Here is a 12,594-nt window from a genome sequence, read left to right as displayed (position 1 = left end):
TCACAAGCTGAAAGGAAAGAAGCTCATGGTAGTGACACTCATTTCGGCGCTCTTCGCAATTGTAATTGGTGTCGGTGTTGGTTATTATTTACATTTGTCACAGGACAAAAAGCAAATCACCACAACGAAACAAATTGCAGATAACATTCTTGAACAAGCAAACAATGAAGCTAAAAGTTTAACACGTGCAGCAAAAACTGACGCGAAAGAATTGGCCCAAGATTACCGTAATCAGGTGGACATTGATTTCAAGGATCGTCAGAAACAGTTGCAGCAACAGGAACAACGGCTTGAAGACCGCGTCTTGAACCTCGACAAAAAGGATGCGGCCTTGAATCAACGTGATGTACAATTGATTCAAAAAGAAAACCAAGTACAACTTCGGTTGGATGATGCTAATCAAAAACAAAAATTAGCAGATGATTTGGTAACGGATCAGAAGGACAAATTGGAAGAAATTGCCCAACTAACGCCTACTGATGCCAAAGAACAAATTTTAAGCAAAACGAAACAAAGTTTGGTACGTCAACGTGCTGCGCTAGTTAAAGAAGCTGAAGAAGATGCAACTAGTGAAGCTGAAAAACGGGCACGAAACATTATTGTGCAAGCAATTCAACGTTCGGCGGCAGATGCAGTAGCAGATATTACTGTATCTGTTGTTCATTTACCAAGCGAAGACATGAAGGGTCGCATTATTGGCCGCGAAGGTCGAAATATTCGTACATTGGAATCATTGACAGGTATAGATCTGATTATTGATGACACACCTGAATCAGTCGTTTTGAGTGGATTTGATCCTGTTCGACGCGAAATCGCTAAAATGGCATTAGATGCCTTAGTAGCAGATGGTCGTATTAACCCTTCTCGAATAGAGGAAATGGTTGAAAAAGCACGTCGACAGATTGATGAAACAATACGTGAAAAGGGGGAAGCAGCAGTCTTTGAATTAGGATTGCGTGGTCTTCATCCAGATTTGATTAAAATGATCGGCCGAATGAATTATAGAACTTCATATGGTCAAAATGTGCTACAACATTCAATCGAGGTCGCAAAACTTGCGGGAATGATGGCAGCAGAGCTTAAAATGGATGTCGCGCTTGCGAAGCGCGCTGGATTAATACACGATATCGGTAAGGCAGTTGACGCTGAAGTAGAGGGTTCTCACGTAGAGCTGGGTGTTCGATTAGCCGAGAAGTTTAACGAAAAACCGGTAGTTATCAATGCTATTGCATCACATCATGGGGATGTTGAGACAACCTCACCAATTTCAGAATTGGTAGCTGCTGCTGATGCAATTAGTGCAGCAAGACCAGGGGCACGTAGCGAATCACTTGAAAATTATGTGCAACGCTTGAAGGATTTGGAAGCAATTGCAAATCAATACGAAGGCGTTGAGACATCATTTGCTATTCAAGCTGGTCGTGAAGTACGTGTTATTGTTGAACCAACAAAATTAACAGATTTACAAGCAACAGTTTTGGCACATGATATTAAAACGGATGTCGAAGAGAAACTTGAATATCCGGGTCATGTGAAAATTACAGTCGTTCGTGAAACACGTGCAACTGATTATGCACATTAATCAAAAAGTTACTCGTTGAGTAACTTTTTTGTTATAATTAGATTATATGAAACTCGTTTGTTTTTTCATATAATTTAATAATTTCTGTTTAAATATTAGGAGGATTTTATGGAACCAGGACAATTAGCGCTCATTATTTTTGCGGTTGCCTTTCTATTGTTAGTATTGTTCATTGGTTTTTTCTTGTTGAGACTAACAAGATCTTTAGATATTATTACTTTAGATGTGGATAGTATTGCTCGATCAAGTAATGAAATTCTTGGGAATGCGAATACATTATTAAATGATGTTAATGGTAAAGTCAAAACGTTGGATCCAACAGTCCAAGCAGTGGCAGACATGTCAGTGACCGTGTCGCAATTAAATGCGACTATTCAAAATGTTACCAATAAATTTGCAACTGCAAAGGCAGCAACAAGCTTTGGCGTTAGTGGCGTTGCTGCAGCTGTTGCTAAACAGGCAACAAAAACTGCCATGGGTAGGTATAAAAATAAAAAATCAACTAAGAGGGAGAAATAGTAAATGTCAAAAGTAAAAGGATTTTTAGCAGGAATTTTAGCAGGAGCTGCTGCTATTGCAGCTTTTAAAGCCTTACCAAAAGATAAGCAGAATGAATTGAAGTTAAAAGCAAATCAAACAGGTGAAGCTTTGCGTGATAAAGCATATGATGTAGCATATGCAACAGCTGATTTAGCGGGAGACGTTACTGATAAGGCCAAAGAAAAAGCTTCTGAATTGAAGGCAAAAGGTCAAAGTAAATATGGGGATCAAATTGATATAGCGGCTGATCATGTTAAAAATTTAACTGATCAAGCGCTGCCCTATGTTGATAAGGCCAAAGATTTTGCGACAACTTATGTTGATAAGGCCCATAACTCGTTAGATGATTTACGTGAAAAGTTTAGTAATGAAGATATCGAATTGACACAAGATGATTTAACTTTGGAAGAAGCTTTACAAGACTTGTCCGAGGAGGCAAAAGAGGAGACTCAAGCAGCAACAGAAGTGGTTACAACAACTGCTAAAGATGCGAAAGACGTTGCCGAAGAAAAGGTTGACAAAGTAACAGATGATGTAAAAAATCAGATTGACGATACAAAAAATATATTTTAAAACAAAAGATTTAAATTCATTAGTTTTTTGCTAACGAATTTAAATCTTTTTACTGTAACGATATAGCAATGCTATTTTTTAGATTATTCACTTTAAAGAATAATTGACACGACTTTTAATAAAGCGGTAGTAACAAGTCTTTTTTATAGGTACAATGGTGTATAGAATAAATTTAAATTAAAAGGAAATACGTTCCACAGAGAACGCACGGTAAACATGGCAAAAGAAAAGTTTGACGCAACAGCTTTTTTATCTTCACTCTTTCATTACGCGCACGATTTTAATTTTAATCATATCATATTTGAAGCGAATCGGTATAAAGTATCAGTAAATCTAGTACGCAAATCAGCAACTTATGGTAACGCAGAAGTTTTTTACGTATCAGCCGATACTAAAGAATTTGCTACTGTGATGTCAGCAGTTAATGGCGCAATTGAAATCGCGGAATTAGAGGGGAAACAACAGGCAACTGTTAAAACAGCTAATTTAGAACGTGATGAACAAGTGTTCCAATTCCGATTACATGAATTTGGTAATGGAAAGTATAGTTTAGATTTGAGTATTTAATAAATTGTTTGAGAGGAGAAGTACATTTTTTGTACACTTATAACTTATGAAGCAAGGTAAAACAGCGCAAATTAAAAAAATGAAGCAAGTACAACGCAAGCAAAAACTAATTTCTAAGAATAAATTACCAGAATTCAATTATAATGAATTTGCTGGTTTTTTACGCGCACGTTACTACTTAACGCACAATGATAAGTACAATCAGGAGACTTTTGAAGTCGCATCATTTTTTTTGGATGATGTTATTGCTATGATGGTAAACCAAAATTTCACAAAATTTACAAGTAATGAACGTGCGGTAGTGAAGTTAAATGAGGTGATGCAGGCATCATTGGTTAATAGTGATGATAAAGATTGGCGTTACTTTGTTTTGTTAGTACCAGTATTATATGACATGCAGCAATTTATTGTAAAAGAAGGTAGTGTGAACGCACGTTATGTTGCACAAGCGCCTAAATTCGATATTAATTTTTGGCGAATGATTATGAGAACCGTAATGGCAATTAATTTTTTCAAATGGCAGGGTAAAGATGTTGCTGAAATGATGAAAACGTCGCAAGTGATAGATGACCTGCAATTTAAATTTTTATCGGAAAATGAAAAAGATGATGATTTTAATTTAGCAATTATTGCTGAAACATTTAAAGCGTTAGCAGTAAAAATTAAGCCATTAAAAACTGAAAATAAAATTCTTGAATTAAATGAATTATCATCATCAGAGATAGCGGATGAATTGTCATATGCTAATAAAAGTTTAAAGCAGTTTAAAGAAGCCTCTGTAAAAGGGGTTGTTAGTGAAAATGTGATGAACATGTTGTATGCTTTCCATGAAGGAATGGCAAAAGAATATAATTTAACACATACGTTATGGGACGCAGATACATTAAATTCTTTTGCTATGTCGCACTTAATGTCGTATTGGACACCAGTTTGGGATAGTTTAGATGGCATTGGTGGTGAAGTCAAATCCTATTTAAATTTTTTGAGTCAAAAAAAAGCGATTCAAGGTTTAGGGAAAATGGTAACAGATACCTCTGATATTGATCGTTATATTGACGTTACGGCGTTAAATAAATTATTAGCGCAAATGTCATCCGAAAGGCTTGAAAATTTGGCATAAATGAATAACTACAACAAATTAAAAAGGATACACTAAGGTTTTAAAAGCCTAAGCGTATCCTTTGTTTAATTGTTATTTTAAGGGTTATCAAATTGAGAGATGACGTATTGTCCCTGGTAATACGCTTGTCATCTTATGTGTTTTGGGTGATTGCACTAAAATTTGTCCTTGGTTATTTTGGTAAATAAAACCAAATAGATTAGCTACATCTTCACTCAATAATGAATTGTTAATTTGCATCGTTACTGGTGAATTGGTGTTTAATGCTAATTCTAACCGAGCAATAATTTCATCAGCTGAGAGTTGATGCTTTACAGGGAAGCGCTTTTTTGGCGTTGAAAAATTTTTAATTGAGTTTATAAGTTGTTGTCTGTGAGATTCAATTGGATGTTGTGTTAGAAAGTTTTGCATCAGAATACTCCTTGAATAATTCGTTATCTATATCATACGAACAAATGTTCAAAAAAGCAAATTTTTAAAAGTCTCTTTACCATTTCTTGAATAGTTGTTCGATCATATTGTTGATAAAACAGTGGATATTGTGGATAACCACAATATATGTCCATGGGAACAAATATTCTCAGTTGTTTGAAATTATATGTTACCATTGTATCTGTTGTGAAAAGTAGGTATAATGTTCTCATTAGTACATAAAGAGGATAAATGATGACACAGCGGGGTTTATTAATTGTGCTATCTGGCCCATCCGGCGTTGGTAAGGGTACAGTGCGCAAAGCTATTTTTGAAGAAGATGGCATTGATTTTCAATACTCTATTTCAGCTACAACTCGTCAACCAAGAATTGGCGAAGTGAACGGCGAAGATTATTTCTTTGTATCGCGTGAGGCATTTGAAGAAAAGATTTCGAATGGTGACATGCTGGAATATGCACAGTATGTTAACAATTACTACGGTACCCCAAAAAGTTTCATTGACGAAACGCTAGCAAGTGGGCGTGACGTTTTTCTTGAGATTGATGTCCAAGGTGCATTGCAGGTGAAATCAAAAATGCCTGAGGGAGTTTATATTTTTTTAACGCCGCCTGACTTGACTAATTTGCGCGAAAGGCTTGTTGGTCGTGGCACTGATTCACAAGAGGTCATTGAAAAACGTGTAACAGCCGCACGCGATGAATTGAAACAAATGATTAATTACGATTATGCTGTAGAAAATGATCAAGTTGTGTTTGCCGTTGAGCGAATTAAATCAATTATTACAGCTGAACGGTTACGTGTTGCACGTGTTTTTGAAAAAACATTATAAGGAGAATAGCTATGTTACTTTATCCATCAGTTGATAAATTACTAGAAAAAGTTGATTCACGTTACAAATTAATTGCATTAGGTGCCAAACGAGCTCGAGAATTAGATGCTGGTTTACCTGCCACACAGGAAACATTTAACTCTAATAAATCAGTTGGTCAAGCATTAGAAGAAATTGAAAATGGTGATGTGATTATTGATCCTGATATGGAAGATCAAGTATAAACTGGATTTTTCGATTTCAAAGTGCCGACATGACAGTTTTAATTAGCTAAAAAGCAATTATTTTGTCTTTACTTTAACAGTGAAGCTTATGAAGTCCAACAAATAGGAGTGTAGAAATGATAGATCATCCACAACAAGACGCAGAAAATTACGTGGGTCCGGTAGCAACATTTAAAACAAGTCAAGGTGAAATTCAAGTTAAACTGTTTGCTGATATTGCACCAAAAACAGTAGAGAACTTTACGACTCATGCTAAAAATGGTTATTACGACAATGGTATCTTCCATCGTGTTATTCGTGATTTTATGATTCAAGGTGGCGATCCAGATGGTACGGGTATGGGTGGCCAAAGTATTTGGGGCGGTAGCTTTGAGGATGAATTTTCAGATAAGTTATTAAACGTTCGTGGCGCTTTGTCGATGGCTAATGCAGGACCTAATACTAATGGTTCGCAATTTTTCATTGTACAAACCAAAGAAACGCCATGGTTGAATGGTAAACATACAGTGTTTGGACAAGTTATTAAGGGCCTCGATGTTGTTGATAAAATTGGTAAGGTAAGTGTCAACATGTCTGATAAGCCTCGAGAAGATGTTAAAATTGAAACAATTGAGATTGCAGACTAAATGTCTGCTTTTTTGTTATAATGATATTGAGGAACTTAAATGATGGATTATCATATTGGGCAAAAAGTAAGTGGGCATATTACGGGGATTAAGCCATATGGCGCTTTTGTTGTGCTAGATGATCATGTACAAGGTTTGATACATATTTCAGAGTGTAAGACAGGTGTTGTACGGGCATTGAAAAACGAATTAAAAATTGGTCAAAAAGTGGTAGTAACTGTTTTAGATATTGAACAGTATAATAATAAAATCAGTTTATCATTGCGTCAAGATGATATAATGCTAAAACAGGGTATACTTAAAAAAAGTACAAATTTACGAAAACATTTTTGGACTAATAATGTTCTTAATTATGGTTTTGAGCCCATTGCAAGTCTCCGTGATGAATGGGTAACAGAGGCGTTGAATCGTATCAGTAAGTAAAGGAGAAATTATGTCACTTATTGCGGCAACTGCAATTGCAGTAAAAGATGATTTACCATATTTTTTAGTCGAAAAAAACAGTGAAAACTACCAGTTTTTTACAGCAAAGATGCATCGTCATAATCATGATACATCGCTGGGAGCGGTCTTACGTGCATTTAAAGCATTGGGACCAATAGATTTTGATCAATGGCGTTTAGGAGAGCTTACAAGTGTTAAGAACAATAACACACTGATGTCTTTATATGCTTTTGAAGTGTCTGACATGAGTACTATAGAAAGCAAACTTGATCATAAGCTTATGTTTGTACCAGCTAATAAATTACACAAATTATTGGAAAGCGTGCAAACGCGGGCGTTTGTGCGTTTTGAGGAATGAGGGGCAAAAAGAAGAAAGAAAGTATTGACAAAGGGAAAAAAGGGCGTATAGTAATAATAGTTGTCTGACAGGCGCGACGAAGTGTCAGGAAACAAGAACTTGAAGAGCTTTTAAAAAGAAGTTTCAGAAAGTAGTTGACAGAGCGAGCGAAGCGTGGTAAGATAATATAGTTGTCTCAAGCGAGAGACAGCGCGTAGCACATTGAAAACTGAACAAAACTTTGAACAAACGAATCTGTTGCTAGTGGTACGAAAGTATTGCTAAAGAAACAAATTTGCGAAGTCAATTCGTAACAAACAAATAAAACGGATCAACGTTATAGAGATATAACAATTAGTCAGTTTAATCGAAGAGTACATCTTCAAGCGATGAATTTAAATTCATTTAAATTGAGAGTTTGATCCTGGCTCAGGATGAACGCTGGCGGCGTGCCTAATACATGCAAGTCGAACGCACAGCGAAAGGTGCTTGCACCTTTCAAGTGAGTGGCGAACGGGTGAGTAACACGTGGATAACCTACCTCAAGGTTGGGGATAACATTTGGAAACAGATGCTAATACCGAATAAAACTTAGTATCGCATGATACCAGGTTAAAAGGCGCTACGGCGTCACCTAGAGATGGATCCGCGGTGCATTAGTTAGTTGGTGGGGTAAAGGCTTACCAAGACAATGATGCATAGCCGAGTTGAGAGACTGATCGGCCACATTGGGACTGAGACACGGCCCAAACTCCTACGGGAGGCTGCAGTAGGGAATCTTCCACAATGGGCGAAAGCCTGATGGAGCAACGCCGCGTGTGTGATGAAGGCTTTCGGGTCGTAAAGCACTGTTGTATGGGAAGAACAGCTAGAGTAGGGAATGACTTTAGTTTGACGGTACCATACCAGAAAGGGACGGCTAAATACGTGCCAGCAGCCGCGGTAATACGTATGTCCCGAGCGTTATCCGGATTTATTGGGCGTAAAGCGAGCGCAGACGGTTAATTAAGTCTGATGTGAAAGCCCGGAGCTCAACTCCGGAAAGGCATTGGAAACTGGTTAACTTGAGTGCAGTAGAGGTAAGTGGAACTCCATGTGTAGCGGTGGAATGCGTAGATATATGGAAGAACACCAGCGGCGAAGGCGGCTTACTGGACTGTAACTGACGTTGAGGCTCGAAAGTGTGGGTAGCAAACAGGATTAGATACCCTGGTAGTCCACACCGTAAACGATGAACACTAGGTGTTAGGAGGTTTCCGCCTCTTAGTGCCGAAGCTAACGCATTAAGTGTTCCGCCTGGGGAGTACGACCGCAAGGTTGAAACTCAAAGGAATTGACGGGGACCCGCACAAGCGGTGGAGCATGTGGTTTAATTCGAAGCAACGCGAAGAACCTTACCAGGTCTTGACATCCTTTGAAGCTTTTAGAGATAGAAGTGTTCTCTTCGGAGACAAAGTGACAGGTGGTGCATGGTCGTCGTCAGCTCGTGTCGTGAGATGTTGGGTTAAGTCCCGCAACGAGCGCAACCCTTATTGTTAGTTGCCAGCATTCAGATGGGCACTCTAGCGAGACTGCCGGTGACAAACCGGAGGAAGGCGGGGACGACGTCAGATCATCATGCCCCTTATGACCTGGGCTACACACGTGCTACAATGGCGTATACAACGAGTTGCCAACCTGTGAAGGTGAGCTAATCTCTTAAAGTACGTCTCAGTTCGGACTGCAGTCTGCAACTCGACTGCACGAAGTCGGAATCGCTAGTAATCGCGGATCAGCACGCCGCGGTGAATACGTTCCCGGGTCTTGTACACACCGCCCGTCACACCATGGGAGTTTGTAATGCCCAAAGCCGGTGGCCTAACCGTAAGGAGGGAACCGTCTAAGGCAGGACAGATGACTGGGGTGAAGTCGTAACAAGGTAGCCGTAGGAGAACCTGCGGCTGGATCACCTCCTTTCTAAGGATAAACGGAAAGTAGCAGGGGCATTAGATTGCCAGTTCAAGAAGTTCAAAGTTTTGTTTAGTTTTGAGTGTGATACCGACATAGGGATCATGGTCAAAGATGACACCTATGGGGAATTAGCTCAGCTGGGAGAGCACCTGCTTTGCAAGCAGGGGGTCAGCGGTTCGATCCCGCTATTCTCCATAGGCAGTGTCAAAGCTGCCGGAGTTGCACATTGAAAACTGAATAGTAACAAATTCTTTTAAAGATAAGTAAAATTATTAATAAATTAAGCCGAGAAACAAAGCAATAAAGAAGTTCTGTAACAGGAATGGAAAAAAACGCAGGTCTGAAAGAAGACCAACTCATAAACTTAAAGCACAACTTTGGTTGTGACGGTTAAGTTAATAAGGGCGCGTGGTGGATGCCTTGGCACTAGGAGCCGATGAAGGACGTGACTAACTACGATAAGCTTTGGTGAGCGGTAAGTACGCTAAGACCCAGAGATTTCCGAATGGGGAAACCCAACTCGCAAAGAGTTGTCAATAGTTGAATACATAGATTATTGACGGAACACGCTGTGAACTGAAACATCTCATTAGCAGCAGGAGCAGAAAGAAAAATCGATTCCCCAAGTAGCGGCGAGCGAAACGGGAAGAGCCCAAACCAGAGTGCTTGCATTCTGGGGTTGTAGGACTGATAAATAGAAGTTACAAAAGTGTTTTATAGCAGAACAAGTTGGGAAGCTTGGCTAAAGAGGGTGATAGCCCCGTACGCGAAATAAAGCACACTTCTTTCAGGATCCTGAGTACGGCCGGACACGTGAAATCCGGTCGGAATCTGCGGGGACCATCCCGTAAGGCTAAATACTCCCTAGTGACCGATAGTGAACCAGTACCGTGAGGGAAAGGTGAAAAGCACCCCGGAAGGGGAGTGAAATAGTTCCTGAAACCACGACGCCTACAAGAAGTCAGAGCCCGTTAATGGGTGATGGCGTGCCTTTTGTAGAATGAACCGGCGAGTTACGGTATCGTGCGAGGTTAAGGTGGAAAGACCGGAGCCGCAGCGAAAGCGAGTGTGAATAGCGCGAATAGTACGATGCTGTAGACCCGAAACCAGGTGACCTACCCATGGTCAGGATGAAGGTGAGGTAAAACTTACTGGAGGTCCGAACCGGTGCATGTTAAAAAATGCTCGGATGAACTGTGGGTAGCGGTGAAATTCCAAACGAACCTGGAGATAGCTGGTTCTCTCCGAAATAGCTTTAGGGCTAGCCTCATTATAAGCATACTGGAGGTAGAGCACTGTTAAGCCTAGGGGCCCATCTCGGGTTACCAAAGTTTGATAAACTCCGAATGCCAGCTATGTATGAATGGGAGTCAGACGATGAGTGATAAGATCCACCGTCGAAAGGGGAACAGCCCAGATCGCCAGTTAAGGTCCCTAAATATATGTTAAGTGGAAAACGATGTGATAGTGCATAGACAACTAGGATGTTGGCTCAGAAGCAGCCACCATTTAAAGAGTGCGTAATAGCTCACTAGTCGAGTGCCATTGCGCGGAAAATGTACCGGGGCTAAACATATTACCGAAACTGCGGGTGTGCGTAAAGCACGCGATAGGAGAGCGTTGTAAGGGCAAAGAAGGTAGACTGTAAGGACTACTGGAGCGCTTACAAGTGAGAATGCCGGTATGAGTAGCGAAAGACAGGTGAGAATCCTGTCCACCGAATGACTAAGGTTTCCTGGGGAAGGCTCGTCCTCCCAGGGTTAGTCGGGACCTAAGGCGAGGCTGAGAAGCGTAGTCGATGGCTAACAGGTTGAGATTCCTGTACCAGTAGTAATGCGTTTGACCAATGGAGGGACGCAGGAGGCTAACAGAAGCGCACTGATGGAAATGTGCGTGCAAGCAGTAAGTTTGGGAAAGAGTGAAATGCTTTTTTCTGATAAGAACAAGCTGTGATGCGGATCGAAATAAAGTAGAGAAGTCTGTGATGTCACACTGCCGAGAAAAGCTTCTAGGGAGTATTACACTGCCCGTACCGCAAACCGACACAGGTAGTCGAGTGGAGAACACTAAGGTGAGCGAGAGAACCCTCGTTAAGGAACTCGGCAAAATGACCCCGTAACTTCGGGAGAAGGGGTGCTCATTGTAAAAGATGAGCCGCAGTGAATAGGCCCAGGCGACTGTTTATCAAAAACACAGGTTTCTGCAAAATCGTAAGATGAAGTATAGGGGCTGACGCCTGCCCGGTGCTGGAAGGTTAAAAGGAGTGCTTAGCTTCGGCGAAGGTACGAATTGAAGCCCCAGTAAACGGCGGCCGTAACTATAACGGTCCTAAGGTAGCGAAATTCCTTGTCGGGTAAGTTCCGACCCGCACGAAAGGCGTAACGATCTGGGCACTGTCTCAACGAGGGACTCGGTGAAATTTAAATACCCGTGAAGATGCGGGTTACCCGCGACAGGACGGAAAGACCCCATGGAGCTTTACTGTAGCTTGATATTGAATGTTTGTGCTGCTTGTACAGAATAGGTAGGAGACGAAGAGGATTGGACGCCAGTCTAGTCGGAGTCAAAAAGTGGGATACTACCCTCGTTGTATGAACATTCTAACACTGGTCACTTAACGTGATCGTGGACAGTGTCTGGCGGGCAGTTTGACTGGGGCGGTCGCCTCCTAAAAGGTAACGGAGGCGCTCAAAGGTTTGCTCAGAATGGTTGGAAATCATTCGTAGCGTGTAAAGGCATAAGCAAGCTTGACTGCGAGAGCAACAACTCGAGCAGGTACGAAAGTAGGACTTAGTGATCCGGTGGTTCCGCATGGAAGGGCCATCGCTCAACGGATAAAAGCTACCCTGGGGATAACAGGCTCATCTCCCCCAAGAGTCCACATCGACGGGGAGGTTTGGCACCTCGATGTCGGCTCATCGCATCCTGGGGCTGTAGTCGGTCCCAAGGGTTGGGCTGTTCGCCCATTAAAGCGGTACGCGAGCTGGGTTCAGAACGTCGTGAGACAGTTCGGTCCCTATCCGTCGCGGGCGCAGGAAATTTGAGAGGAGTTGCCCTTAGTACGAGAGGACCGGGGTGAACAAACCGCTGGTGTACCAGTTGTTCCGCCAGGAGCATTGCTGGGTAGCTATGTTTGGAAGAGATAAACGCTGAAAGCATCTAAGTGTGAAACTCGCCTCGAGATGAGATTTCCCATTCGAAAGAAGTAAGACCCCTTAGAGATGATGAGGTAGATAGGCTAGAAGTGGGAGTTGAGTGATCAATGAAGCGGACTAGTACTAATAGGTCGAGGACTTAACCAAAGTCAAGAACGGAAGTTCAAGAGATATGAGTGGCAAAATTTAGAAGAAGAATTTGATACTATTTAG

The 12,594-nt window shown here is 41.1% G+C and carries 11 protein-coding genes, 1 tRNA gene and 2 rRNA genes; 13 read left to right on the top strand and 1 reads right to left on the bottom strand.

All coding sequences use genetic code 11. The features are described from left to right. Positions 1–25: 25 nt before the first annotated feature. From rny to LEGAS_RS06925, 5 genes are all read left to right on the top strand, one after another. Positions 26–1,582: a ribonuclease Y gene (rny, locus tag LEGAS_RS06945; protein ID WP_010388636.1), complete on the top strand. Its 1,557-nt coding sequence runs from the start codon at positions 26–28 to the stop codon at positions 1,580–1,582. Between the two features lie 108 nt (positions 1,583–1,690). Further along, positions 1,691–2,101, top strand: a complete 411-nt coding sequence (locus tag LEGAS_RS06940; protein ID WP_013231809.1) for a DUF948 domain-containing protein — start codon at positions 1,691–1,693, stop codon at positions 2,099–2,101. Positions 2,102–2,104: 3 nt separating this feature from the next. Then, positions 2,105–2,695 (top strand): hypothetical protein, encoded by a 591-nt coding sequence (locus LEGAS_RS06935; protein WP_010382040.1) that lies wholly within the window; start codon positions 2,105–2,107, stop codon positions 2,693–2,695. 216 nt (positions 2,696–2,911) lie between these two features. Continuing rightward, positions 2,912–3,262 (top strand): hypothetical protein, encoded by a 351-nt coding sequence (locus LEGAS_RS06930; RefSeq protein ID WP_010382037.1) that lies wholly within the window; start codon positions 2,912–2,914, stop codon positions 3,260–3,262. A 46-nt stretch (positions 3,263–3,308) separates the two neighbouring features. Continuing rightward, the gene (locus tag LEGAS_RS06925) at positions 3,309–4,382 is read left to right on the top strand and encodes a hypothetical protein (protein WP_013231808.1); all 1,074 of its coding nucleotides are present in this window, start codon (positions 3,309–3,311) and stop codon (positions 4,380–4,382) included. A gap of 87 nt (positions 4,383–4,469) precedes the next feature. Here LEGAS_RS06925 and LEGAS_RS06920 read toward each other — a convergent pair whose 3' ends face one another. Further along, complete coding sequence (locus tag LEGAS_RS06920; RefSeq protein WP_010382032.1) at positions 4,470–4,793, bottom strand: hypothetical protein; 324 nt, start codon at positions 4,791–4,793, stop codon at positions 4,470–4,472. A gap of 255 nt (positions 4,794–5,048) precedes the next feature. On the opposite strand from LEGAS_RS06920, the gene gmk reads away from it, so the two are divergent. The 8 genes from gmk to LEGAS_RS06880 all read left to right on the top strand — a co-directional run bounded on the left by gmk (position 5,049) and on the right by LEGAS_RS06880 (position 12,528). After that, positions 5,049–5,645 carry a guanylate kinase gene (gene gmk, locus LEGAS_RS06915; RefSeq protein ID WP_010382029.1) on the top strand — a complete coding sequence of 199 codons (597 nt, stop codon included), beginning with the start codon at positions 5,049–5,051 and terminating at the stop codon, positions 5,643–5,645. Positions 5,646–5,656: 11 nt separating this feature from the next. After that, complete coding sequence (gene rpoZ / locus LEGAS_RS06910) at positions 5,657–5,869, top strand: DNA-directed RNA polymerase subunit omega (protein WP_010015270.1); 213 nt, start codon at positions 5,657–5,659, stop codon at positions 5,867–5,869. 116 nt (positions 5,870–5,985) lie between these two features. Then, positions 5,986–6,495 (top strand): peptidylprolyl isomerase, encoded by a 510-nt coding sequence (locus tag LEGAS_RS06905; protein WP_010382020.1) that lies wholly within the window; start codon positions 5,986–5,988, stop codon positions 6,493–6,495. Positions 6,496–6,537: 42 nt separating this feature from the next. After that, on the top strand, positions 6,538–6,918 hold the full coding sequence (locus LEGAS_RS06900) for a CvfD/Ygs/GSP13 family RNA-binding post-transcriptional regulator (RefSeq protein ID WP_010382008.1): 381 nt from the start codon (positions 6,538–6,540) through the stop codon (positions 6,916–6,918). Positions 6,919–6,928: 10 nt separating this feature from the next. Next, a complete protein-coding gene (locus LEGAS_RS06895; protein ID WP_013231805.1) occupies positions 6,929–7,297 on the top strand; it encodes a hypothetical protein in 369 nt (122 codons plus the stop codon). Between the two features lie 385 nt (positions 7,298–7,682). Then, positions 7,683–9,232 (top strand): 16S ribosomal RNA (locus LEGAS_RS06890). Between the two features lie 116 nt (positions 9,233–9,348). Then, positions 9,349–9,421, top strand: a tRNA-Ala gene (locus tag LEGAS_RS06885). A 193-nt stretch (positions 9,422–9,614) separates the two neighbouring features. Then, positions 9,615–12,528 (top strand): 23S ribosomal RNA (locus LEGAS_RS06880). The 16S and 23S rRNA genes sit together here with 1 tRNA gene alongside, the layout of an rRNA operon. Positions 12,529–12,594 lie beyond the last annotated feature (66 nt).

The sequence above is a fragment of the Leuconostoc gasicomitatum LMG 18811 genome, assembly GCF_000196855.1.
Taxonomy (GTDB): domain Bacteria; phylum Bacillota; class Bacilli; order Lactobacillales; family Lactobacillaceae; genus Leuconostoc; species Leuconostoc gasicomitatum.
Note: the sequence above shows the minus strand (reverse complement) of the source record. Positions and strands in the feature narration are given on the sequence as shown.